The sequence below is a fragment of the Nocardioides sp. genome, assembly GCF_050246775.1.
Taxonomy (GTDB): Bacteria; Actinomycetota; Actinomycetes; order Propionibacteriales; family Nocardioidaceae; genus Nocardioides.
Map to the genome: position 1 here is coordinate 744,407 of NZ_JBFWVK010000002.1, position 22,636 is coordinate 767,042.

The window sequence follows — 22,636 nt, forward strand, 5'->3', positions numbered from 1 at the left end:
GAACGTTATCGCAACATGAAGTTGCGAAACGGAGGAGGGGACATGTCCACCAAGACCCACACGACCCTGGCGCTAGCACTGACCGTGCAGCTCGTTGCCATAGCGGTCCTGGCTGGATTCGGTCCCGTGTTTCCCTCCGGGGTCGACGCGGCCGCCGGCTGGAGATTCCTGGGTGGTCATGCCCTTGAACTCGCGCATGCCCTTCTCGGGGTGCTGGTGCTGGTCCAGGCCCTGATCCTGATCGTGGCAGCGCGCGCGAAACTGGTGCCGGCGTTGATTCTCACCGGGGTCGTGGTCGCGGTCGCCTCTGGCGCAGCTTTCGTTTCCAGCCGTCAACCGGAGTCGGCGCTGTGGCTGATGACGACTGGGTGGCTTGTCTCACTCAGCGCCGCGGTTGTTGAACTGGTCAGGCAACGACGCCAGCTCAAAGCCGGCTCTTGAGGGCTGTTGAGAACAACCCTCACTCAATACCCCGCCACGACCCGTGCTTGCGTCGGGAACCCCGGTCGTCCGCTCCGCACCCACAGGCGGCACCATGGCGCGCACATGTTGATGCCGTCCGGCAACGGCTGGCTCGCGTTGGTCTGGGACAACTGGCACGCTGGCACGGTGAACGTCGAGACAAGCAACGGCATCGTGCTCGAGTACCACGCCTTTGGGGATAGCGCCGATCCGGCTGTCCTGTTGGTCATGGGGTTCGGCACCCAGCTCCTCGGCTGGGACGCCGAGTTCTGCCGACGGTTGGCTGCTCGGAACCGCTACGTGATCCGGTACGACAACCGTGACTGTGGGCTGTCGACCAAGCACGACGACCGCCCCATTGACCTCCTGGACCTCGTCTCTGCCGTGGCGGCCGGTGAGTTCGACACTGCCCGCGCCATGGCGCCGTACTCGCTTCGGGACATGGCCGGCGACGGGATGGATCTACTGCAGGGTCTGGGCATCCACCGCGCACACGTAGTCGGTTCCTCGATGGGAGGCATGATCGCGCAGAGGATGGCGATCGACTTCCCCGATCGGGTGCTCTCGCTGACCTCGATGATGTCCTCGACGGGAGAGCCCGACTACGGACAGTCCACGCCGGAGGCTCAACAGGTCCTGTTCTCGCCGCGTCCGGCTGACCGGGACGGCTACATCGCCTCGGCGGACCGTGATCTCGTCTGGGCCTCGCGTCGGTTCGGCGACCCGGTGGCGTTGCGCGAGTTGGCCGCAGCCAGCTACGACCGTTCCTACTATCCCGCCGGGGTACCGCGACAGCTCGCAGCGATGATCCTCGACGGCTCTCGCGCTGACGCACTCCGGAACCTTGAGGTGCCGACGCTTGTCATCCACGGCAAGGACGACAGCTTGATCGACCCGAGCGGTGGACGGCGAACAGCGGAGCTGGTGCCCAACGCCTCGCTGCTCCTGGTCGAGGACATGGGGCACGACCGCCCGCCGGCTCTGTGGCCACTCCTGATCGACGCGATTCACGCGCACACGAGGGTCGGGGAAGGCGCCTAGACACGGCAGATTGACGCACTTCGAGGCGCGTGCTGGCTCGACCACGACGCTCATCGCGGCACACTTCCTGGTGGATCGTCGGTCCTCGGGATCGATGGGGCGGCGCCCCACAGTTGGGGTCCGGAGCCCCGCCCGACCGCTGGGCGGTCGGCTGCGAGGATGGCGGCGTGCACATCATGGATGCCCTGCTGCGTGCTCAGGAGGCCGCCGCTCCCGAAGTGGGCCGCGGCCGGCTGGCTGACTACATCCCTGGTCTGGCGGCGGTGGATCCGCGCCAGTTCGGGATGGTGATCGCCTCCTGCGACGGCCGGGTGCACGTCATCGGTGACGCCGACGTGCGCTTCTCGGTGCAGAGCATCAGCAAGGTCTTCACGCTTGCGCTAGTGGTCGCAGCCGAGGGAGAAGCCATCTGGGAACGGGTGTCTCGTGAACCGTCGGGCAACCCGTTCAACTCCTTTCTCCAGCTCGACCAGGAAGCGGGGCGTCCGCGCAACCCGTTCATCAACGCCGGCGCACTCGTCGTCACCGACCGGCTGCATTCGCTGACCGGCGACGCCTACGTCGCTCTTCGCGACCTGATGCGCCTGGAGAGCGGCCGCGCCGATGTGGGCAGCGATCCCGAGGTGGCCCGTTCGGAGCTGGAGGCCGGTCACCGCACCATGGCACTCGCACACCTGCTTGCCAGCTACGGGAACCTGGAGTGTCCGGTTGACCAGGTGATCAACCAGTACGTCGCGCAGTGTGCTCTCTCGATGACCTGCAGAGAGCTGGCGCTTGCCGGGCTGTTCCTCGCCCGCGACGGGGTCCTCTCAGACGCAACGCGTCTGCTCAGTGCACGGCAGACGAAGCGGGTCAACGCCGTGATGCTCACGTGCGGTACCTACGACTCGGCCGGCGAGTTCGCCTACCGAGTTGGACTGCCCGCCAAGAGTGGCGTCGGTGGCGGCATCCTGGCCGTCATCCCCGACCGGGGTGTCGCCTGCGTGTGGAGTCCCGCGCTCGGCCCGTCTGGCAGTTCGGCAGCAGGGCTGGCCGCGTTGGAAGCGTTCACCACGTACTCCGACTGGACGGTCTTCTGAGCCTCGGCCAGAGCGAGGGGCGAGCGCGGAACGTCAACAGAGGCTGGTCACCCTCGTCCGAACGGCCGTGGACACGAGCGCGGTATGACGCCGGCTGATCCGCATGCCCCGGTGTGGCTGGCTGAGGCAGTGAGGACGATTCAGCTCAGCACATACGATGCCGTTCATGGAGCCCACCAGCCATCTCGTCGGCCGGTCGCAGCAGGTCGCCTGGCTCTCGGACGTGCTGACGGGCGACAGGCGGGCCGTGGTGGTCGAGGGCGACGCGGGGGTGGGGAAGACAGCGCTGCTGGACGAGCTGCGTCGACACGGCCGGGTGGACGGCTGGACAGTGGTGCAGGCCGAGTGCGTGGAGGCGGAGCGAGGGTTCCCGTACGCCGCCCTCGATCGGATCCTGCGGCCACTCGACGCCTACGTCCTCGCGCTGCCCGACCATCAGCGCAGGGCCGTGGACGTGGTGCTCGGGCGCACGGTCGGCGACGCTCCCGCCGTGCTGGCACTGGGCACCGCCGTCCTGGACCTGCTCGTGATGGCGAGCACTGACTCTGCACGTCTTCTCATCATCGACGACGCGCACTGGCTCGACTCGGCGAGCGGCGAGGTGCTGATGTTCGTGGCGCGCCGGCTCAGCGACGCCCCCGTGTCGATCGTGCTGGGGGTGCGCACCGGCGAGCCGACGGACCTCGACTCAGCCGGCATCGAGCGCCTCGAGCTGCCACCGCTCGACCCAGCGAGCGCGGCCGACCTGCTCGACCTCCGTCACCCCGACCTGTCCCCCGAGCTACGGGCCGAGGTGCTCCGTTGGGCGGTGGGAAACCCGCTGGCCATCACCGAGATACCGGCCTCGCTGGCCGCCGGCACAACCGCAGCGGCGAGACCCGAGCTCCCGCTGCCACGACGCCTCGAGCGCGTCTATGCCCAGCGGCTCGACAGACTGCCGCAGGACGAGCGATTCGCCCTCCTGCTCCTGGCGCTGGACGGCGCGGCGGACGACGACGGGAACCACCGTCTCGCGCACCGTCTCGACGCAGCTCGTACCGCGGGGCTCGTCGACCTCCGCTCGCCGGACGGTCGACCCGCGTTCCGCCACCCCTTGGTCCGCTCCGCGGTGGTCGGTGCGGCGTCGTCGCAGGAGTTGCGGGCCGCGCACCTGCACCTCGCGGAGGTCCGCGCGGGCGATCCGCTCCGGCGCGCCCATCACTTCGCGTCCGCCACGGTCGAGCCCGACGAGAATGTCGCTCTCGTGGTGCAGGCGGGCGCCGAACACGCCGCCCGGCGTGGCGGAGCCACCGTCGCGGTTCAGCTGCTCGTCCGTGCCGCGGCGTTGAGCGAGCGCCCTGACGGACGGGAGCGACGCCTCGCTGACGCCGCCTTCGCCGCCAGTCGGGCGGGGATGCTCGATGATGCCGCGGCGTTGCTCGGCCAGCTGGACCGGCTCAGCGGCGACCTGGCCTCGCCGTCGGCGGTGCTCACCGACGCCTACCTGCGGCTCTTCCGCGACGGAGCCATCGTGCCGGCGCACCGCATGGTCGTCGACACGCTCCAACGGCACGGCCATCAGGTGGACGATGAGACACTCAATCGCCTCATCAACGTGCTGCTGCCGATCACCATGTACTCGGCCGATCCGGTCCTCTGGGCGCAGACCGAGCCGCTCGTCGCCGAGCACGCCAACCGGCTCGGGCCCGTGACACTGCTCGTCCGCGAGATCGGCGGGGACCTGCTGCGTCATGCAGAGGGTGCCCGCGAACGCGTGGCCGAGGCGTTCACCCTGCCTGGCCACGGCACCCAGGCCGTCACGCTGCTGGCCCTGTGCGCCTTCTGGGTCGACTCGCTGGGCGAGCACCGCTCATACGTGAAGCGGATGATCGAGCGGGAGGTCGAGGCCGGATCCCGAGCAGATGCGATGACCTTGCTGCAGCTGACGCTCCTTGACCAGACGGTCGCGGGACTCTGGGACGACGCCGCGACGACGTACGCCCGCAGTGTTGAGCTGAGCGCAGAGCTCGGGTTCGAGATGTACACCTATCTCAACCGCGCGTTCTACTGTCGGGTCCTGGCGCAGCGCGGTGACATCGTAGGTGCCCGCGAACTGGGCTTCTCGGTCGACGTGTGGGCCCGTCCGCGGGGGCTCGGGGTGATGCTCCATCACGTGGAAGGTGCCGCGCTGGCCGGCTTGCTCGCGGTCGGCGAGTACGACCGGGCATGGGGCTTCGCGCTCGGGCTCACCTCGCCCGGGTCCTTCCGTCCGTACGCCCATGAGTCGTTCCGTTGCCTGCTCGACATCGTCGAGGCCGGGATGGCGACGGGGCACGCCGACGAGGCGCGCCGCCACGCCGAGGCCGCGGATGCCCAGGGCGTGCGGGCGGTGTCACCGCGGATGGACATGCTGACCACGGCCGTTCTGGCGATCACCGATCCGACGGCGGAGGCGGACCGGTTGTTCACGATCGCCGCGGACCATCCGGCCGGGCCGTCCTTCCCGTTCGACCTCGCCCGCATCAGCCTGGCCCACGGGATGTGGCTGCGTCGCCACGGTGACCTGCGGCGCGCCCGCGTCGCGCTGGTGCGTGCGGCGGAGCTGTTCGAGGGGATCGGCACCCCGCCGTGGGCCGAGCGTGCCGCACGCGAGCTCTCGTTGGCGGGGTCCTCCGGTGACGAGGCGGTAGACCGCCTCGCCCATCTGACGGAGCAGGAGCTGCGCATCGCGGAGCTCGCAGCGTCGGGGCTGAGCAATAAGCAGATCGGTGCCCGGCTCTACCTGTCCCCGCGAACGGTGGGAACGCACCTCTACCGCATCTTCCCCAAGCTGGGCATCACCTCCCGCGCCTCGTTGCGCGACGCGCTGGACGGGGCCAAGTCCGAGGGGTGACGTACGCATGTACGTCGCGAAGTGACGTCATGTGACGGACGGCGACGGCGCCGTGTCCCGACATCGTTGATGACGAGCCGGAATGACCCGGCTCGCGAGAGAAGGATCTTCCGTTCTCTCGTGTCGGTGCCGACGTCCCTCGCACCGGCACGTCATCACCCGAGGGACGGATTCGAGACACGAACATGTCGAAGTTGACCGTGGGCACCGAGAACGGCTTGCCCGTCAGGCTGTACTACGAGGTGCACGGCAGCGGGGCGCCGGTCGTGCTGATCCACGGATGGCCGTTGAGCGGTCTGTCCTGGGAGAAGCAGGTCGTCGCCCTGGTCGAGGCCGGATACCAGGCCATAACGTTCGACCGTCGCGGGTTCGGGCGTTCCACGCCCAGCTGGGACGGTCACGACTACGGCACCATCGCGGCCGATCTCGACGCCCTGCTCAACCATCTCGACCTGTCGGACGTGACATTGGTCGGCTTCTCGGCCGGAGGCGGCGCGGTCGCTCGCTACATCGGCAACCATGGGACCGCCCGGGTCGCCAAGGCCGTGCTGGCCAGCGCGGTCACGCCATTCCTTCACCTCATCGAGGGCAACCCCGAGGGCGGTCTGGACGACGGCACGATCGCGCACTTCGAGTCCGGGATCCGTGCTGACCGGGCGGGCTTCGTCGACCAGTTCCTCACGCTCCTCTACTCGGCCGGAGGCACATCGACGGTCAGCGAGGCACAGCGCCAGCACGGCCGCGACCTGGCCAACGCCGCGTCGGCGCGGGCGACCCTCGCGGGGCCGGCGGCGTTCGGACGCACCGACTTCCGGGCGGACCTGGAGAAGTTCGACGTGCCGACGCTCGTCATCCATGGCGACTCCGACGCCGTGGTGCCCTTCCACGTCAGCGGCCGTCGTGCCGCCGAAGCGATCGACGGCAGCGAGCTTGTCCTCATCGAGGGCGGCCCGCACGGCATCAACGTCTCGCACGCCGACGAGTTCAACGCGGCGCTGCTCGACTTCCTCTCCCGCTGACAAGCCGTCCTGTCCAACAGTTCCCTGCACCACCCACCCACCGGCGCAACCGCGCCACGTAAAGGAGAACATCATGTCCATTCCTCATCTGCCCAAGCGCGCCAAGTTCCTGGTCTCCGGCGTGGCCCTGGCGGCCATCTTCGGGGTCGCAGCCACGGTCCCCACGCAGGGGTCGACGGCCGTCGAGCCCCCTCGCACAGCGGTGGCGAGCACCTCATCCAAACCCACGGTCGTGCTGGTGCACGGCGCCTGGGCCGACCCCTCGAGCTTTGCGCCGGTCACCAAGGAACTCCAGAGCGACGGGTTCACCGTCCTCAACGCCCCGAACCCGCTGCGTGGCCTCGATCAGGACTCGGCCAACGTCGCCGCGTTCGTCAACCAGGCCACCACCGGTCCGGTGGTGCTCGTCGGCCACTCGTACGGCGGCAGCGTGATCACCAACGCCGCCACCACGACGCCGCGGGTCAAGGCGCTGGTCTATGTCGACGCCTACGCGCCCGCCGAGGGCGAGAGTGTCATCGACCTGACCGGCGCCAAGCCGGGCTCGGCGTTCGCGGGAGACCCCACCAAGGTCTTCAACTTCGTCCAGTACCCGCCGGGACCGACGACACCGAAGGATGATGTCGACGCCTACGTCAAGCCCGAGCTGTTCGGGGACATCTTCGCCGCCGAGCTGCCGACCTCCGAGACGAAGGTCCTCGCCGCGAGCCAGACCCCGATCGCGCTGAGCGCGCTGCAAGCCCCGTCGAAAGCTCCCGCCTGGAAGACGATCAAGAGCTTCTTCTTCATCGGGACCGGCGACAAGGTCCTCCCCGCGGCTCAGCAGGTCGCAATGGCCAAGCGTGCCGACGGTGTGATCGTCATGCGCAAGGCCGACCACCTTTCGATGCTCGAGACGCCCCAGCAGATCACGAAGCTGATCGAGCGAGCCGCCCGCACCGACTAGCAATCGGCCCACCACCGCAGCTACGCGGAGGGCTCTCCCCGGGAGACCACCCCGGGTTCGGGGAGCCCTCCGCGTCACCATCCCAACAGAAGGAATCAGACATGATCACCACCCTCAGCACAGGTCTGGCCACGGCCGAGCTCGCCCACGTCGACGCCCCCAACGGCGTCTCCTACGCCTACCGCCGCTTCGGGACGAGGTCGAGCGCCGTGCCGATCGTCTTCCTCCAGCACTTCCGCGGCAACGTGGACAACTGGGACCCCGCCCTCGTCGACGGAGTCGCCGCTCACCGCGAGGTGATCGTCTTCGACAACGCCGGCGTGGGCGCCAGCACCGGGACGACCCCGGACACCATCGAGCAGATGGCCATCGACGCGCTTGCCTTCCTCGACGCGCTCGGCCTGGCGCAGGTCGATCTCTTCGGCTTCTCCCTCGGCGGCTTCGTCGCCCAGGAGATCGCGTTGGAGGCGCCGGGCCGGGTGCGCCGCCTCGTCCTCGCCGGCACCGGCCCCAAGGGCGCCCCGGGCATGGAGGGGTGGTCGCCGGACGTCATCGAGGGCGTAGTCGTCGATGACAACACGCCAGAGGGCTACCTCGGCGTCTTCTACACCGGTTCCGCACAGAGCCTCGGGGCCGGGAAGGCGTCCGCCGGCCGAATCTTCGCGCGTCAGGAGGGCCGCGACGAGTGGCCCTCCCTCGAGACCAAGGACGCCCAGTACCGCGCGGTCGAGAACTGGGGTGTCCAGGACTGGACGGCCGTCCGGCGTCTGACGGGCATCACCCAGCCGACTCTGGTGTTGCAGGGCGATCACGACGTCATGATTCCGACCAAGGCCAGCCACCTCATGGCCGCCCTCATCCCCGACGCGCAGATCCACATCTACCCGGATGCCTCACACGGCTCGATCTTCCAGTACGCCGGGGAGGCCGCCGCCCGTACCGTCGCCTTCCTAGCCAACTGATCCGGGACGATTGCGGCAGATGGACGCAGCCAGGAACGCGTTCTCGAGGCCGCCGTCAACCGGCCGACTCAGACGAGGGATGCCGTCATGCGTATGGAGATGAGCAGTCCTGGTATCTCGGCTCCCAGCTTGGCCGCATAGCGAGCCGGCGGATCAGACGGAAACCAGCGGGCGTACTCCTCATTCATGCCAGCGAAGTCGTTCGGGTCTGTGAGCAGCACTCCTACCTCAACGACGTCATCGAGCGTCGCACCAGCCTCCTGCAGGATGGCCTCGCAGTTCGCCAGCGCTTGCCCGGTCTGAGCCTGGATGCTGTCACCGGCCATGCGACCAGTGCTCGAGTCGATGCCGGTGGTTCCCGAGACAAACACCAGGGACCCAGCTTTGACTGCTTGGCTGAAGAGCGGCGAGCTCGGCGCATTCGATGTCGTGATGATCTGACGGGGCATCTCGGACCTCCTGGTTGATCGTCCCACCGTCGGCAGGTCTACGGAAGGCGCTTTCTGGCATCTGGCGCCAGCCCGAAGTCGGCGGATAGACGCACCGTTCTGAACCGGAAGTTGCCCTGCACTGGGGACGAGAGCGGTGTTGGCCCACGCCGAGCGGGTGCTCGGCGTGGGCCCCGGTGGGGCGGAGGACTACCGCTTCTTGGCCACGATCACCTTGACCACCTTCGACTTCGACGTGTGCACGGTTCCGGTGCCGACGAAGCGGGCCGAGACGGCGTGCTTGCCGACCTTCAGCTTCGGCAGCCTGACCGTGGCTCGGCCGTGATCACTCAGGTTCAGCCAGGTGGAGACCTTCTTGCCTGAGACATTGACGATGACCTTGCCGGTGACGTTGGTGACGTAGCGGCTCGAGACGGTGACGCGGATCTTGCCGTGCGTGCCGGCCTTGACCTTCGCGGGTCGTGCGACCTTGGTGGTGGAGGCGACCTTGCCCTGACGGGCCAGCTGGATCGTTCCCAGATCCCGCACGGTCCCGGTCCCAGCGGCTGCCGCGTGGGTCGTGGTGCGCATCATGACCGGGCGGCCGCCGCCGTACCACTTCATCCGGAACGGGTCGCCGTCCTCCTGCGCACCGACCGCGGAGATGACGATGCGGTACGCCTTGCCGCTCGGTACCTCGAGCCGGAAGAAGCCGTTGCGCTGCTGGGCGTCGTACGCCGGTCCGCCGTACGTCAGGCTGGAGGCCACCGGCTCGGCGGCTGTGATGCTCTGCGGCCAGGCCTCGACGTTGACGTTGTCGAGCCCGTGGCCGGCCTGGTCGGTGAGGACGCCCACCACCCAGGTGCTGCCCTGCGGCGGTACCAGGGCCGGCACGGCCACGGACGCGGCCGACTCGCCGGCGTAGGCGGTGCCGGGCGAGCTCAGGACCTGGGGTGCGAGAAGGAGACCGCCGATGACCGCGAAGGTCAGGAGGGCGGGCTTCTTCATCCTGCGGGAGGCAGCGCCCTGGACGGCACTGTCGGAGGTGGTGACGGTGGACTCGGAACGGTTGATCTGGAACATGATCGACTCCTCGGGTTGGGGTGCCTCCACGCTGACAGCGAGGACACCCCCGCCGCTTCACGGCGAGCCGCAATCCGACCCCCCTGCTAGCGGGTGGGTCGAGCCCCGGTCAGGTGTCGTCCTCGGTCAGGGTCGTGGTCGGCAGCCAGTCGGCCCCGAGGAGCTGGGCGAGGGCGGTGAGGCCGGTGGTGTCGCTTCCCACGGTGTCGGAGGCTGCGGCGATCCGCTCCACCATCACCCTGCCGACCTGCTCCTCGACGGTGCCCTCGGCGTAGGCGATGTGCCACGGCGAGACCTGGTGGTCGCGGTGGGTGCGTCCGGTCACCTGCCGTCCGGCGATGCCTGAGAAGCGGGCCTGGTGGAAGACGCCGACCCGGGGTTCGGTGCTCGCCTGACGGCCGTCGGCGAGGGTCTCGCCGGCGTGCAGGCTGATCGAGGCGACCGTGGTGAACACGCAGACCTTCGCTGCGCCGGTCTGAAAACGCACCCGCTCAGCCTCGGGGTCGAACCGGTTGCGGCCGTAGATCGTGGCCACGTCGATGCCGGAGTCACGCAGCCGGTCGGCGATCGGGTCGGCCGCGGTTGCGACGAACTCGACCGAGCACGCCACCTGTCGCTCGGCCTCGACCTGCTGTGCGATCCAGGCGACCGTCGAGTCGACCCGGATCATCCCGGCCTTCTGCCGGAAGCGCAGCAACGCGGCTCGGCCCTTCACGATATTGCGGCCACGCCGCGCGATCTCCATCTCACGACAGAACTCCCCCCACTCAGCCTCGTACGCCGTCCGCTCCGACGGGGTGAGCGCCACCGGCATGCCAGAGATCGGGACCGGCCCCCACGGTGCGGCGCGGTGCAGCATCGCCGGGGGACGCTCCTCGGCGAGCCAGCCGCGCACCAGCTTGAGGTCCGCGGCGCGCCGGGCCGGATCGGTGGTCCACGTCGCGCCGTACCGTCCCTGCTCCACCCCTACGCCGTGGCGCTCGAGCGCGGCGGCGAACGCCTCCCCGGGTTGCGCCGCCGAGGTCCACTCCCGCATCGGCTCGCCGAGCACCTGCGCATACGCCGGAGCGAGGTAGGGCAGCTCCAGCGGCGTGTGTCCGGGCGTCGCGGTCGTCGCGATAACAAACGGCGCCTTGTCGTGCGGCCGTCCGTGACCGGAGATCCGCGCCCAGTGCTTCCATCGTTTCGTCGTCGTACGTCGCAGTGCGTGGGCCTCGTCGGCGATGATCACGTCCCACGTGTGGTCCTTGACCTTCTCCAGCCGGTCCCAGGTGATCACGACCCATTCCAGACCGCCGTCGCCCAGCGCCATGATAGTGCGACACCAGTGGCCGATCGTGATCGCGGCGGGTCGGTCGGCCACGACGAGCACCCGCCGCGCGCCTCGGAGGTCCCCCACCGCCGTCGCCCCGAGGACGGCGGAGATCGTCTTGCCTACGCCGGGCTCGTCGGCCAGCAGGAACTGCCGTCCGCCCGCCGCGGCGCGCGCCGCGATCGCATCGGCCGCCTCGAACTGGATCCTGCGGGGCTCGAGCGCGTCGGTCGGCTCGGGGGCGGGCGTCGGATCGCCGGGGTTGAGGGTGTTCTCGATGAACCGACCGAGTGTGTACGGCCCCGGAGCGTAGGGCGCAAGGTGTGCAGGCAAGGCGCGCCCGACGTACAGGTGCGTCTTCACCGCCGGGTGCCAGGTGGCGCCCTCGACCTGTGTCCCGTAGGGAACGTCGAGCACCCATAGCCGCTCACCCGGACCGGCGACCGGCAGCGGCCGCGGTGGCTTCCGCGTCCCGCCCCGACGCGGCGATGTGGCGCGCCGGCGAGCACTAGCTGGGCGACGACTGGGCATGTCTGGACGCTATCGGTGCCTCAACCACCAACAGAGCCGGCTCGCCCACATCCGCCGCTCGGTCGATGTACGCCCCACCCCCGTGCCCTGCTGGCCGTGGTGGCGCGCCGCACCGCTCAGACACCGACGTGCCCGGGCATCCCACCGCCCTAAGGCGGCGGTGTGACGCACTCGGTCTAAGCCTCGATCCACCGATGAGCTGGGCTGAGTGGTCGCGGTCGCTGACGACGGGTGGTTGGGTGTGTGGGCGTGGCTGAGGGTCTGGCCTCGCTGCCAGGTCGTTCCAGGTTGGTCGTTTTGCCGGTGTCGGCTGGGGCGGTCAGGTCGTCGGTGCTGGCGCTACCTGCTCGGGACCGGCGGGATCACGGTCCACTCCGACGTCGCCGAGGAGCACGCCGAGTCCCGCTGGAAGGTGGAGCGGTTGCTGCGGGTCTTCGACGGACCCACGACGGAGTCGGCTAGGCCCGCCCGCGCACCGTCCACGCCGACGCCGTGACCTCGAAGGGCGCCGGGGGCAGCTGCGCCGCGCACGCGTCACGGACCCGCTGCCGGTCCGCCTCGTCCAGCCGGTCGACGTAGGCGCCGGCCGGCCCGACCCCGAAGGTGTAGGGCTCCCACCACTCCTCGAAGCTCTCGTACGGCACGGTCACGGTGAGCACCGTCTCGTCGAGGTTGCCGAGGCCGGCGTCGTCGAAGAGCTGGCCCAGGTGGCCCTCGCGTGAGCCGGGGGGGTCGCTCTCGTCGAGCGCGCCGGGGTGGACATCCGCGACACCTCGCCAGAACGGCGACGACGGTCCTCGGCCGCCGCCGTGGTCCCAAACCGAGGCGACCACCGGACCGCCCGGACGCGTGACCCGGGCCATCTCGCGCAGGCCCGCCACCGGGTCGCTCATGAAGTGCACCACCAGCTGGGCCAACGTCGCATCGAACCCGTGGTCGGGAAACGGCAGCGCCTCGGCACTCGCCTCACGGACGTCCACGCCCGGCAGGCGGGCGGCGACGGCGGCGACGAACGACGAGGACGGGTCGATCGCGGTGACCCGGCCGGTGCCGGCGACGGCGACCAGCCGCGCGGTCAGCGCCCCCGGTCCGCAGCCCACGTCGAGCACTCGGTCGGTGGCCCGCAGGCCGGCCATCGCCACGAGCTGATCGGCCAACGGCTCGGAGTATCTCCCCATGAACCGGCCGTAGGCGTCGGCGGTGACGTCGAAAATCATCTATCCACTCTAGGGCTCGGAGGTGCCCGGCGGGAGCCCTCGGGGCCCCCGGTCAGCTGCCGCTCGTACCGCGGCGCTCGGAGCTCGCGCCGTGCGGGGAGGAGGAGCCCGGCAGCACGACGGTGAAGCGGGTGCCTGTTTGGACGCGCACCCTTGTGCCGTTCCAGCCAAGGCGAGACAAGCATCTACATGCCGGCATCGACAACGTCCTGGCCGAGGTCCGCAGGCGGCGGTATGACGCGCCCTTGTTGATCACCCAAGGCGGATCCAGCGGCCGTCTATCACCGCATCGCCCCGGAATGCGAGGTTTAGGCGGAGGCGCGGATGGCTGGCTCGTGGCGCACCCGGAAGTTGACGCTGTTGGCGATGAAGCACAACGCATTGGCACGGCGGTGCGCGTCCCGTGCGGCCTCGATCATGCTGTCGTCGGTGACGACGATCTCTGGATGCAGCACCACCTCCGTGAACCGTCCGCTCCCGTCGGCCTCGGTTTTCATCGAACCGGTCGGGCGGTCGAGGTACTGGGTCACGACGACGCCCGCGTCAACGCACACGTGGAGATAGGACAACATGTGGCACTGGGCAAGTGAGGCGAGAAGGAGCTGCTCCGGGTTCCATCGCTCGCGGTCGCCATGGAACGTACGGTCCGCCGAGCCGAGTAGCTCGGGCGGCCCTTCGGCCTCCACCGTGTGAGTGCGTTTGTATCCACGGTATGTGGAGGTGCCCTCCCCGGTGTTGCCGGTCCAGGTCACGGTCAGCGTGTAGCGATGTTCCATTGGCTCAGCCTGCCTGGCGACCCAAAGCGGCGCACTCTCTGGCTGATGGCAATGACTTCTCGCAACAGTTGGACCAAACAGTCACACCTCACGCGGCGGAGTGACGCGGGAGGCGAGCCCTCCCCGTTGTGGCCGGGCTGAGCGCCTGTCGGGCGGTTCGAGGGTCTCGTGGGCGGCTGCTCCTCAGATTGTCGGGACCCGTTCCCGGCTCACCCGCTACGGCGGACGCCGGCTCAACAACGCATTTCACACCGTGGCCCACAGCCGAATCCAGCAACGACAAGCCACCCGCGACTACGTCACCCGCTGTGCTGGGCAACCTTCTGGGCATGGTCAGCGTCTACCTCGTGAGCGCTCGAATCACCCGAGCGAACCGAGGAGACCATCGTGACGTCACGTCCCCGCAGCACTGCGCGTCGCTACCGGGGCCGCCGTCTGCTCCGCACGCTGATCGTGCCCCTCGCGGGGCTGTTCGCGATAGCCGCGATCGCGATTCCGCTAGCGGTTCAGGCGGGGATCGAGGAGGAGGTCGGCTCGGGCACTCCCGACTCCGTCCCTCACGCGCAGCCCGCCGGCGGACCCGCCCCGAGCGAAGTGGCGCTGTCAACCGAGGTGACAGAGACTGGTGCAGTCCGGTTCGGACAGTTCCCGCTCGATCTGGGATGGTCTGAGATCTACGGCAGGAACTACATCGACGGACCAGGACCCAGCGCTGGTGGCATATCGATGCCGGAGGGCCACTGCCACGAGGAAGTGCTGTTCGGGTCCGGCTACCGGGACAAGCTGTCCACCTACGTCGGGACCGACGACGTCAGTCGCACCCGCGAGATCCTGGGCTACGCGAGCGCTGACGCCGCGCGATCGGCATTCCGCGCGCTGGGCGACGCTGTGGCAAGCTGCCCTGCCTTCGGAGATCCGAACGCTGGCGACGTCGTCAACGCCGCAGAGGTCTACGAGTCGATCGACGAGGCCAACGCCCGATCCGGGATGACGACGTTCACCTTCGCCTACACCTCGACCGGATCGGCTCCGTTCGGCGGGCTGTACCAGTTCGCCACCGTCGACGACGTCCTGTATGGCAGCAACGATTACGGCGAATGGACGACGGAAACGGCGAGACAAGGCGCCAGCGCCTTGAACGAGGAGAACGCTTCGCTGATCTCGCTCCTGTCTCGCATCAAGCGGTAGAACCTATCCTTGGGCTGCTCTCGACGTCGATCCAGGCGGCTCCCGCGACGATAGCCCGCGGCGTCGCCAAGAGCGGGCCGCTCTGCGGCGCCCAGAAGCGGTGGTAATGACGCTGGGCTGAGACGACGGCTGCGCGGCGCGGGACTTCGCAATCCGCTTATCTGGGGGGCGCAGACAACTGACGCTCACTTGGTTTCATTGGGGTGGGTCGGGTGTACCTGCTCCAAGAGAACGACCGATCACTCGACGTAGAACCAGATCCGCGCGCTGCCCTTGAGGGTGGGCTTGTGCTGCCATCGGTCGTGAACAGCGCCGTCGCGACGCACGGTGCTGAGCTCCCCCTTCAGGGGGTAGTTGGTAGGAGTCTTCTCGAGGGGTGTTCTCGTCAGGAAGTCCCAGGCATCCGCAAGCGGTCCACGAGTCGTGGCAAGCAGGTCCCGCCAACCCTTCTGCGCACCTGACGACGCGAACTGGATCTGGAACTCGCTCTTCTTGGTTGGACGTTCGACCTTGTTCTGCTTTGCCACCGTTAGGGCCGCTCGACGCCTTCTGTGTCGTCCTGATCGAGCCAGTCGACAGATGCGCCGCCAAGGCCGGCAGCCACGGCGGTCGCCGTCTCCTTCCAGGCGGTCAACTCAGCCATGGCCAGATGGGGCTGCTTGGTGGCGAAGGAGGCCCGGGCCGCGGTCAGGATCTCGATTGCGCAGAGTTCCCGATCGCCGACGTTGAGCGCCAGCATCCACGGAAAGCGGTCACTCATCCGCTCAGCCAGCGTGCCCTCGAAGCTGGTGGAGACAACGATCAGTTGTGCCGCGAGTTCCAGAAGCGAGTTGCGTGCTTGGTCAGTGGCTTGCGACATGAGGACCAGGGACTCGCCGTCGCGGCGCGTCACCTCAACCGGGTGGTCAGTAGCGGCCGCGAAGACCTCTGCCGAGGAACGGCTGAGGTCCGAGGACTGAAAGACGGTGTCGCGGTCAGTGAGTGTTGCCATGCACCCAGACTAGTTCAGAACACATTCTGAACTCAAGTCGCAGGGCACTCGCTGAGAACTCGGCGGGACTCGATCGCGGCCGCGTCTACCACCTGCGTCCATCCAATGATCGTGCAGCCCGCGCCCGATCCGTCATGGCACGCCGGCCCTCCAGTTTGCGCACGATGTCAGCCGCTGCTGCCTTGTCGACGGCCTGGCCGTCCAACTTCGCGAGCCAGTCCACAAACCTTCGTCCGGCGACGAACTCGATGCCGTCGACCTTCGCCCCATCCGGGACACCGTGCTGGGCAGTGCCCCACAGAACAACCACTGACGTGACGCTGAGGGGGTTCCCTTTCGCCCGTCGGCTTCCGCGGGCGTCTCCCTTGAGGAAGTCACGGGTCAAACCCTCAGCCCGGAGGCGCACCTTCTGGGCTGCCCGCGCCATCTCGGCCGTGTCGTTGATCTTGCTGCGCCACTTCGAGTCGACTGCCACCAACCCACCTTTCCGGGTGACGACCAGGTGGTCGATGTCGCCGTTGACCAATCCGAGGCTGTCAACCCATCCCCATACAAGTCGCCTGCGCTTGGCGCGATGAAGCTCGCTTCGGGTGTTGTCTTCCCCCCAGGCACCGCGGACGTGCCAAATGGCCTCCGAGTCATGGGCCAAGAACCCGAAGTGGAGCAGGTGGAGGTACGCCGCAACCATCGCCGTCGGCAACGCCCCGAGAAGCCACCACATGAGAGCAGTCGCAGGCATGGTCGCCAGCAGGACGCCCACAACGATCGCGATGGATACGAACAACCCGACGGTGAACCCGGCGACGAGCTTGAGGTTACGTCTGAGCCAGAAGCGCAAGCGTCGACGGAATTCGAGACGCGAGTAGGGATGGTGCTTCGACATGAGGACTCCGCACGAGAGGTCGAGGGCCAAGTCAAGCGGAGTCATGGCACCGCCGTGGGAGATCTCGTGAACTCGGTCGAAGTCAGAGCGGACGCTTCGCGGCAGTGTGACGCACCGGTCAGCGCCTCCTGGCCTGACGTTCGGGAGGGGCATGCCGCTCGAGTGCTTAGATCCCCGAATTCATGAACTTCTTGGACTGCGACAGAGCACGCTTTGCTTGATCGATCTGCTTGGACGCTTTAGACCAGTGCCCCTGCAGTTCGGCCAACTTGGCACCCTCTACAGAGCATGAGTAATCATCAATGCAGGCGTCCCACTTCGTCACGGATTTGCTGTATTCGTTGTAGGCATTCTCCAACGGGACGCCCACCATCTGAATGCATTCTGCGCTGAGTTTTTTAAACGGAATGTCGTTATAGGTGACGGCGACATCGCCAAGTCGGGAAGTCAAGTCCGCATTCGTAAGCCCCACGTCCAGGCGCCCATCGATCTGCTTCAATGCCTCGAGTAGACCTCCCATCTGGCCCTCGCACTCATCAAGTGCGTCTTGCGCAGCTGCGCGCGCGGCTTCCTTCTCCGCTTCCAGCTCCGCTTCTGCCTCGGCAGACTTGCTGGCCTCAGCCTCAGCTGACGCGCTAGCTTCGGCGTCAGACGAATCCTCGCCGCCCGACGAGCCACAACCTCCCAGTGACCAGATGGACGCCACAACCAACGCAACAACGAAATTCCGCATGTCTACCCCCGTATTTTCTGACCGGTCGTCATCGTCCCATCGCCTGGACCCCTGCGGCGGGAAACGATTCGATTCGTCAGCACCTCTGGCTGCGAGTTGCAGCGACGTCGAACGGGGTCACCGGACGCTGTCGCGTCAACAGGGAGACGGCGTGGCACCTCGATGTCTCGCACGACCCGGGCGTCGGGGCGAGCGCCGCGTGGCTTGTGGACAGGGCGACTGTGGCTGAGACGCAGGTAAACACCGCGACCGTGAATCGTCGTTGACGACCGCGCGGACACGCGGCGGAATGAGGCATCTTCTCAGCGGAGCTGCCGGATAGGCAGATGCGTCAAACCCTGATGGGGCTCTAACACCAACGGCTTCGGGCTACCTCGTGAGTAGTCCGACAACGCTCCTCGGCAGTTCAGCGCGGCCGTCCGCCCGCAGGTAGCTCGCGTATACGTACAGAAAACGCAGCAGCAGAGCGAGGCCCATGATGAACACCGCTATGATCAGGGCCCGCGCCCATGGCTCAAGCGTCATCGGACCAAACCCCATGACGACCACCGGAACCACCAACCCGCACAAGGCCAGGAACGAGAGCACCTGAAGAGCAAGCACGAAACCGGCCGGCTGACGGGTGGCGTCAAAAGTCTCAGCGGCGAGACGCCGTTCCTGCCGAAGGGCAGTCCGAGCACCAGTTGCCTCCGACACCCGCGTTCTTAGATCGCTCACCTTCGCCAACTCGTGCTGACTGTCGCTGATTCGGTAGGCAGCAGTGAGAGCAGGGTTTTGGACCCGACCTATCAGCGACGAATAGTCGACTGGCTTAATCAGACTCCCGAATGGCTGCTTTTGACGCGCCGCCCGCTCAGCCGCTTCCCTCTCCTTTCGGGCCCTCTCGACCTTCTCGTCAACGATCTGGTCGTAGACCCAGGACCATGTGTACCGGTTGCGCACGGCTAGATCGCGTCCGCGTCGGAACTCGAGCCACTCCACTTGTTCCTCGGAATCCGGAATCAGCGGAAAGAGAACGCTGACGGCGGTGGACCATTCGTTGAAGTAGAACCCCACCCGGTCCTCAAGAACCACTACGTCGTAGTCCTCGGGGTCCGCATCGAGAGCGTCGAGCGCTGCCTCGGCAGTGAGTTCAGCGCCCTGAGTCTTGAGCAGATACTCGAAAAGTTCGTCGCTCTCCAATAGGTCATCGACAGCGTGCTGGGCGAGCGCCCGCTCCGCCTCCGCAACGGACCTATCCGCCTCGACCAGACGTCGATCCAGATCAGCAAGCCGTCGCTTCGCGGCCTCCTGCTCGGCGTGCAGAGCGACATACCGTGACACGAGCAGGCCGCCAACGATGGCGATCAGAGCGGCCGAAGACTGCGCGAGTGCGCTCAGCAGCCAGTTCACGTCGGCGATCAAAACGTTCACGGGAGCACGCTATCCGCCCCAACCGGCGCGGCGTGCAGCTCATCTGGACGTGCCAACAACCCCGGCCTCGAGCGTCACCGCCAACGTCGGGTCCCCAAGCGGCGGAATGGGGTAGGTCAGACTGACACCCATCCCTGCGGCAGACCCCTAAAGCACATGAGGGGATGCGACGCATGCGGGGCGGCTACGCACTAGACGCCCTTGGTCAAACGAGAGAGGCTGCGACCGTGGAACTGACTCAGGCTCACTACGACCTTCTTCGCGCCATCGAGTCACTTCAAGGGGACGACAGTGAGCGGTTCCCATCGACCCCGGACGTGGGCGCGAGACTGCTGGAAATCTACAAAGCCAGGGGAGGGGTGTACTCGTGGCATAGCAGCGCGCCCTGGCACGGAACCTCGCCGATGGCCGACGAACTGCGGCGGGAGGGGTTGATCGAGGTCGACGTTGGTATAGCCACATTCCACCACCCCAGCCAGCCGGCCGCGTCCGTCGATCAGTACTGGATAGGAATCACCGGGGAGGGCAGGATCGCGCTAGCGAAGGTTAAGTCGGGCGAGTAGTGGTGACCTGTCTGCGGCCTGAATGCTGGTTGGCGGCGGAAGGATGAGGCTCAACTACCGCCCGGTCGCCGCAGCAGAGCGCCAGTCAAGCAAGCCCAGTTTGCCCGCCCGAGCGCAACTTCGCCATGTCCTCGGTGACGTCGACCTAATCAAGTGACGGGTTAGGACGCCATAGGTCATAGGCAGGGAAGCGCGGCCCCGGGGGCGCGCCGATTGGCGGCGGAGTGACGCAGGAGGAACGCGCGGTCCGCGGCCTAATCGAGCCGAGCTCATGGCAGCCGTCAACTCCCCCGGAAGTTGAAGATGATTGGTCTGGCTCATCGGTCTTAGTAGCTGCTGGTCGATGACGGCCTGCCGACGAACTTGGGAGGCGTGTCAAGGACTCTTCGGCTGGGATGCGGCGCTCGAGCTGTCCTCGCGAAACCTCATTGGGCCGGTTGGTGTCAGATTGAACTCGTGGGCGTGAACGAGAGGGACCCTGCCGAACGACGTGACTTCCGTGAGTGCTGGGCCCATACCGGCACTGAACTCGAACCCCTCGATATTGCCGATACCAGCGAGGTCATGTAGCGGAGCCGTTTCCACCCAAGTATGTACGAATAACCGAGCAAGTTCATCCAGAGCGAATGCTGCAAGATGGCTCCGGAACTCAGGCTTATCGGTAACCAATATTCCGTCCGGCGAGCCCCAGCCTCGGCGCATCACCTCGCCAGCAGAAAAGTGAATTGCGCGACTGGTGGCCGCGAATAGGTAGTTATACAGGTCGACTTCATCGACCTGCTTGGCGATCCATGCCGTATTTGGCGCTTCGCGCCCATCCCAACGATGCTTCTTCTTGATTCGTGCCAGCTCTGCTTTGGTCATAGTTCGTTTGGCCTCAGCGGCGTCAAGGAACGACGTGGAATACCAGAGCCCGCGCATGTCTTCATCACCTATGAAGTCGCGCTGCGCCAGGAGTGAGCGAACGCTGTCCCACACGCCGAGTGCCTTAAACAACTCCTGCGAGTCCTCTACGGGAAGTGTCATTAAGTATTTGAGGTATAGAAATTCCTCCAACGCCGGCCGGACGAACTGAACGCTGAGGTGGGCGAGGTGCTGGTCATGCAGAGCGACAGCAGCATCAAGACTCTCGAGCTGTCGGCGCAGGACGTAGTTGATGGCCAGGCGCCGGAGGTCCTCCATCGCGTCGCTCCACAGCATCTCGCCAAGATCAATAACGTCGCGAGCGATTGCGTTGAAGCCTGCTACCGCGGCCACTCGTTCGTCGAGATGGTCGAGCATCGAGTGGTCAGCATTCGTCATGTGGGACTGCCCCGGTTCTGGTTGAGATCAACCGTAGGTGGAGCCGCGGTGCGGCCCTGTAAATGGTCTCAGAGTCGATCAGAGTGAGTCGCCGAGGTCTGGTCGGCGATGCCGGCAATCGTAGGACTTTCCCAATCCGGACCATGATCGCGAGGCGGAGTTCCTCTGAGGTTCCCCCACCGCCGGCCGCTCCAGTCAGACCCCCGAGTCGTGGCACGTGCAGTTGCCGCTGGCGAATCAAGTTGGCTTCGAAACCTCCGCGATGACCGCTGACACGGCCCAAGTGCGCGTGAGCACTGCGCCCGACCATGGCGGACTCGCGCGTATCAATCTCGCCCAGAGGCGGCGGTATGACGCAAGTCCTCTCGTGCGCATCATCGCGGCGGACTCCAGCACTAGGCCCGAGAGACTCTTAGCATCGCGTCCATCCGAACCTCACCCTCACTCTGTGGAACGAACCGATCGCGGCCGAGGTCGTCCGGAAGCCCTGACAAGGGGCACCGCGGCCGTCGCCTATGCGGGGCGGTCGTCGAAAATCATCGAGAGTTGCAGTACGGCACGCTTCGGAGCAGCGTCACGTCGGGCCTTCACCCAATCCGACATGCCGGCGACAAGCGTCGCCAGCCCTGCGCCCCCGAGCCCGGCGATTGCGCCCGTCGGGCCACCGATGATCTCGCCGACTGCGCCTCCGATGCCGGAGATGGCCATCTCCTTCATGCCGACCACAGCCTTCGACAGGGCAGTGCTCCTCGATGCTTCGGCCCGAACCCTCTCGGTGTACGGGGTCAACTCATCCGCGATGATCGCGCGGGCCTGTAGCTGCCACCCGTCTCCTTCTGGCAACAGCTCCACCTGGCTGAGCGCCACCCCCAACCGCTGCCTCCACTCAGCGAATGCCTCGCTGCTTCGTCGTACAGCCACGACATCAGGTACGTGCATCTTCAGCGCCGGAAGCTCAAGCGCAGCAAGTTTCGGAACCTGAAGGGCACGACGGTCGGCTAGGACCGACGCCCGCTTCATCAAGTCCACCGCCACCAGCGACTGCCGTTCATTGAGGAACCATGGAGTAGTGCACCCCGGCCACTGCTCGAGAACAGTCACTTGGTCAATCCAGTGGTTCAGCTCCCGATCTGTGAAGCCAAGCGGCTCATAGACCTCTGGAGTATCCAGCCGGAGAGAATCTGGGTTCCCGAAACTAGCCGGCCGCCCCAGCGGACGATCCAATTCACGCAGAAGCAGAGACCCGTCCGCGATCAGATCCCAAACATCTACAAGCGCTGGGATGACGTTCAACGCCTCATCCAGCCCCCCTGCCTCGAGCAGCTCGACTGGTCCCCAGACGATCACCTCGGGGGCATAGAGCAGCATCTTCACCGCCCGATCGAGAACATCCGCGTACTCGCCACCATCTGCAAGGTCGACGTACGGGCGCAGCGTTCCACGCTTCAACGGGGGAGGCTCGTACAGCGCGATCGCGTCGAGCACAGCTTCTGGCGTGATCTTGGCCGAGTTTGTCCTCTCAAGGGCCGCGGCAACCACGGACTCAAGGGGATGGTCGTCGAGCCCATCTGATCGGTTGGGGAGCGGCAATCCGTCGGTAGCCACAGGGCCACAGTACGGCGTGGCACGTCCGCCTCCGGAGGACATACTTCGGCACGTCGAATACTGCCCGCGACGATTCGAGTACGCGGCGGGTGATCCGTGTACTGCGGACGGGCACGTGGATGGAAGGCAGCACGTGACGGACGTTCGAAGGCATCGCTGACGATGCACGGGTCGCTCACGCTCTCGAGCGCCATGGCCGCGCACAGCGGAGACTCGCTTCGACGAGAAAT

General features: G+C 66.8%; 21 protein-coding genes. 9 read left to right on the forward strand and 12 right to left on the reverse strand.

Annotated features, from left to right (window positions below; all coding sequences use genetic code 11):
* Positions 1-42: 42 nt before the first annotated feature.
* The 7 genes from AB7I40_RS13530 to AB7I40_RS13560 all read left to right on the forward strand — a co-directional run bounded on the left by AB7I40_RS13530 (position 43) and on the right by AB7I40_RS13560 (position 8,381).
* Positions 43-441, forward strand: coding sequence for a hypothetical protein (locus AB7I40_RS13530; RefSeq protein WP_428344929.1), 399 nt, complete (start codon positions 43-45; stop codon positions 439-441).
* Positions 442-546: 105 nt separating this feature from the next.
* Positions 547-1,503, forward strand: a complete 957-nt coding sequence (locus AB7I40_RS13535) for an alpha/beta fold hydrolase (protein ID WP_428344930.1) — start codon at positions 547-549, stop codon at positions 1,501-1,503.
* A gap of 176 nt (positions 1,504-1,679) precedes the next feature.
* Positions 1,680-2,582 (forward strand): glutaminase, encoded by a 903-nt coding sequence (locus AB7I40_RS13540; protein WP_428344969.1) that lies wholly within the window; start codon positions 1,680-1,682, stop codon positions 2,580-2,582.
* A gap of 166 nt (positions 2,583-2,748) precedes the next feature.
* Complete coding sequence (locus AB7I40_RS13545) at positions 2,749-5,454, forward strand: AAA family ATPase (RefSeq protein WP_428344931.1); 2,706 nt, start codon at positions 2,749-2,751, stop codon at positions 5,452-5,454.
* 185 nt (positions 5,455-5,639) lie between these two features.
* A complete protein-coding gene (locus AB7I40_RS13550; protein ID WP_428344932.1) occupies positions 5,640-6,473 on the forward strand; it encodes an alpha/beta fold hydrolase in 834 nt (277 codons plus the stop codon).
* Between the two features lie 73 nt (positions 6,474-6,546).
* Positions 6,547-7,419 carry an alpha/beta fold hydrolase gene (locus AB7I40_RS13555; protein ID WP_428344933.1) on the forward strand — a complete coding sequence of 291 codons (873 nt, stop codon included), beginning with the start codon at positions 6,547-6,549 and terminating at the stop codon, positions 7,417-7,419.
* 101 nt (positions 7,420-7,520) lie between these two features.
* Positions 7,521-8,381: an alpha/beta fold hydrolase gene (locus AB7I40_RS13560; RefSeq protein WP_428344934.1), complete on the forward strand. Its 861-nt coding sequence runs from the start codon at positions 7,521-7,523 to the stop codon at positions 8,379-8,381.
* A 68-nt stretch (positions 8,382-8,449) separates the two neighbouring features.
* Here the strand turns inward: AB7I40_RS13560 and AB7I40_RS13565 are convergent, their stop codons facing one another.
* The 5 genes from AB7I40_RS13565 to AB7I40_RS13585 form a co-directional block, all read right to left on the reverse strand.
* Complete coding sequence (locus AB7I40_RS13565) at positions 8,450-8,830, reverse strand: RidA family protein (RefSeq protein ID WP_428344935.1); 381 nt, start codon at positions 8,828-8,830, stop codon at positions 8,450-8,452.
* Between the two features lie 189 nt (positions 8,831-9,019).
* Positions 9,020-9,892 (reverse strand): Ig-like domain-containing protein, encoded by an 873-nt coding sequence (locus tag AB7I40_RS13570; RefSeq protein ID WP_428344936.1) that lies wholly within the window; start codon positions 9,890-9,892, stop codon positions 9,020-9,022.
* 109 nt (positions 9,893-10,001) lie between these two features.
* Positions 10,002-11,621: a helicase gene (locus AB7I40_RS13575; RefSeq protein WP_428344937.1), complete on the reverse strand. Its 1,620-nt coding sequence runs from the start codon at positions 11,619-11,621 to the stop codon at positions 10,002-10,004.
* A gap of 572 nt (positions 11,622-12,193) precedes the next feature.
* Positions 12,194-12,952, reverse strand: coding sequence for a class I SAM-dependent methyltransferase (locus AB7I40_RS13580; protein ID WP_428344938.1), 759 nt, complete (start codon positions 12,950-12,952; stop codon positions 12,194-12,196).
* Positions 12,953-13,260: 308 nt separating this feature from the next.
* On the reverse strand, positions 13,261-13,704 hold the full coding sequence (locus tag AB7I40_RS13585) for an OsmC family protein (RefSeq protein WP_428347965.1): 444 nt from the start codon (positions 13,702-13,704) through the stop codon (positions 13,261-13,263).
* Positions 13,705-14,115: 411 nt separating this feature from the next.
* Between AB7I40_RS13585 and AB7I40_RS13590 the strand changes: the two genes are divergently transcribed.
* Positions 14,116-14,916: a hypothetical protein gene (locus AB7I40_RS13590; RefSeq protein ID WP_428344940.1), complete on the forward strand. Its 801-nt coding sequence runs from the start codon at positions 14,116-14,118 to the stop codon at positions 14,914-14,916.
* Positions 14,917-15,155: 239 nt separating this feature from the next.
* On the opposite strand, the gene AB7I40_RS13595 is transcribed toward AB7I40_RS13590, so the two are convergent.
* The 5 genes from AB7I40_RS13595 to AB7I40_RS13615 form a co-directional block, all read right to left on the reverse strand.
* Positions 15,156-15,443 carry a hypothetical protein gene (locus tag AB7I40_RS13595; protein WP_428344941.1) on the reverse strand — a complete coding sequence of 96 codons (288 nt, stop codon included), beginning with the start codon at positions 15,441-15,443 and terminating at the stop codon, positions 15,156-15,158.
* 2 nt (positions 15,444-15,445) lie between these two features.
* A complete protein-coding gene (locus AB7I40_RS13600) occupies positions 15,446-15,808 on the reverse strand; it encodes a hypothetical protein (RefSeq protein ID WP_428347966.1) in 363 nt (120 codons plus the stop codon).
* A 184-nt stretch (positions 15,809-15,992) separates the two neighbouring features.
* On the reverse strand, positions 15,993-16,835 hold the full coding sequence (locus AB7I40_RS13605; RefSeq protein WP_428344943.1) for a hypothetical protein: 843 nt from the start codon (positions 16,833-16,835) through the stop codon (positions 15,993-15,995).
* Between the two features lie 121 nt (positions 16,836-16,956).
* Positions 16,957-17,523 carry a hypothetical protein gene (locus AB7I40_RS13610; RefSeq protein ID WP_428344944.1) on the reverse strand — a complete coding sequence of 189 codons (567 nt, stop codon included), beginning with the start codon at positions 17,521-17,523 and terminating at the stop codon, positions 16,957-16,959.
* Between the two features lie 369 nt (positions 17,524-17,892).
* Complete coding sequence (locus AB7I40_RS13615) at positions 17,893-18,936, reverse strand: hypothetical protein (protein WP_428344945.1); 1,044 nt, start codon at positions 18,934-18,936, stop codon at positions 17,893-17,895.
* A 227-nt stretch (positions 18,937-19,163) separates the two neighbouring features.
* Here AB7I40_RS13615 and AB7I40_RS13620 point away from each other — a divergent pair, with 227 nt between their 5' ends.
* Positions 19,164-19,499 carry a hypothetical protein gene (locus AB7I40_RS13620; RefSeq protein ID WP_428344946.1) on the forward strand — a complete coding sequence of 112 codons (336 nt, stop codon included), beginning with the start codon at positions 19,164-19,166 and terminating at the stop codon, positions 19,497-19,499.
* A gap of 375 nt (positions 19,500-19,874) precedes the next feature.
* On the opposite strand, the gene AB7I40_RS13625 is transcribed toward AB7I40_RS13620, so the two are convergent.
* Positions 19,875-20,801: a DUF5677 domain-containing protein gene (locus AB7I40_RS13625; RefSeq protein ID WP_428344947.1), complete on the reverse strand. Its 927-nt coding sequence runs from the start codon at positions 20,799-20,801 to the stop codon at positions 19,875-19,877.
* A 513-nt stretch (positions 20,802-21,314) separates the two neighbouring features.
* On the reverse strand, positions 21,315-22,406 hold the full coding sequence (locus AB7I40_RS13630; protein ID WP_428344948.1) for a hypothetical protein: 1,092 nt from the start codon (positions 22,404-22,406) through the stop codon (positions 21,315-21,317).
* Between the last annotated feature and the right edge of the window lie 230 nt (positions 22,407-22,636).

What these genes read in the sequence shown, in the direction of transcription:
- AB7I40_RS13565 (WP_428344935.1), bottom strand. Translation starts at nt 8,830, where the DNA reads ATGCCCCGTCAGATCATCACGACATCGAATGCGCCGAGCTCGCCGCTC.
- AB7I40_RS13570 (WP_428344936.1), bottom strand. Translation starts at nt 9,892, where the DNA reads ATGTTCCAGATCAACCGTTCCGAGTCCACCGTCACCACCTCCGACAGT.
- AB7I40_RS13555 (WP_428344933.1), top strand. Translation starts at nt 6,547, where the DNA reads ATGTCCATTCCTCATCTGCCCAAGCGCGCCAAGTTCCTGGTCTCCGGC.
- AB7I40_RS13540 (WP_428344969.1), top strand. Translation starts at nt 1,680, where the DNA reads ATGGATGCCCTGCTGCGTGCTCAGGAGGCCGCCGCTCCCGAAGTGGGC.
- AB7I40_RS13625 (WP_428344947.1), bottom strand. Translation starts at nt 20,801, where the DNA reads ATGACGAATGCTGACCACTCGATGCTCGACCATCTCGACGAACGAGTG.
- AB7I40_RS13610 (WP_428344944.1), bottom strand. Translation starts at nt 17,523, where the DNA reads ATGCGGAATTTCGTTGTTGCGTTGGTTGTGGCGTCCATCTGGTCACTG.
- AB7I40_RS13545 (WP_428344931.1), top strand. Translation starts at nt 2,749, where the DNA reads ATGGAGCCCACCAGCCATCTCGTCGGCCGGTCGCAGCAGGTCGCCTGG.
- AB7I40_RS13560 (WP_428344934.1), top strand. Translation starts at nt 7,521, where the DNA reads ATGATCACCACCCTCAGCACAGGTCTGGCCACGGCCGAGCTCGCCCAC.
- AB7I40_RS13530 (WP_428344929.1), top strand. Translation starts at nt 43, where the DNA reads ATGTCCACCAAGACCCACACGACCCTGGCGCTAGCACTGACCGTGCAG.
- AB7I40_RS13580 (WP_428344938.1), bottom strand. Translation starts at nt 12,952, where the DNA reads ATGATTTTCGACGTCACCGCCGACGCCTACGGCCGGTTCATGGGGAGA.
- AB7I40_RS13550 (WP_428344932.1), top strand. Translation starts at nt 5,640, where the DNA reads ATGTCGAAGTTGACCGTGGGCACCGAGAACGGCTTGCCCGTCAGGCTG.
- AB7I40_RS13605 (WP_428344943.1), bottom strand. Translation starts at nt 16,835, where the DNA reads ATGACTCCGCTTGACTTGGCCCTCGACCTCTCGTGCGGAGTCCTCATG.
- AB7I40_RS13535 (WP_428344930.1), top strand. Translation starts at nt 547, where the DNA reads ATGTTGATGCCGTCCGGCAACGGCTGGCTCGCGTTGGTCTGGGACAAC.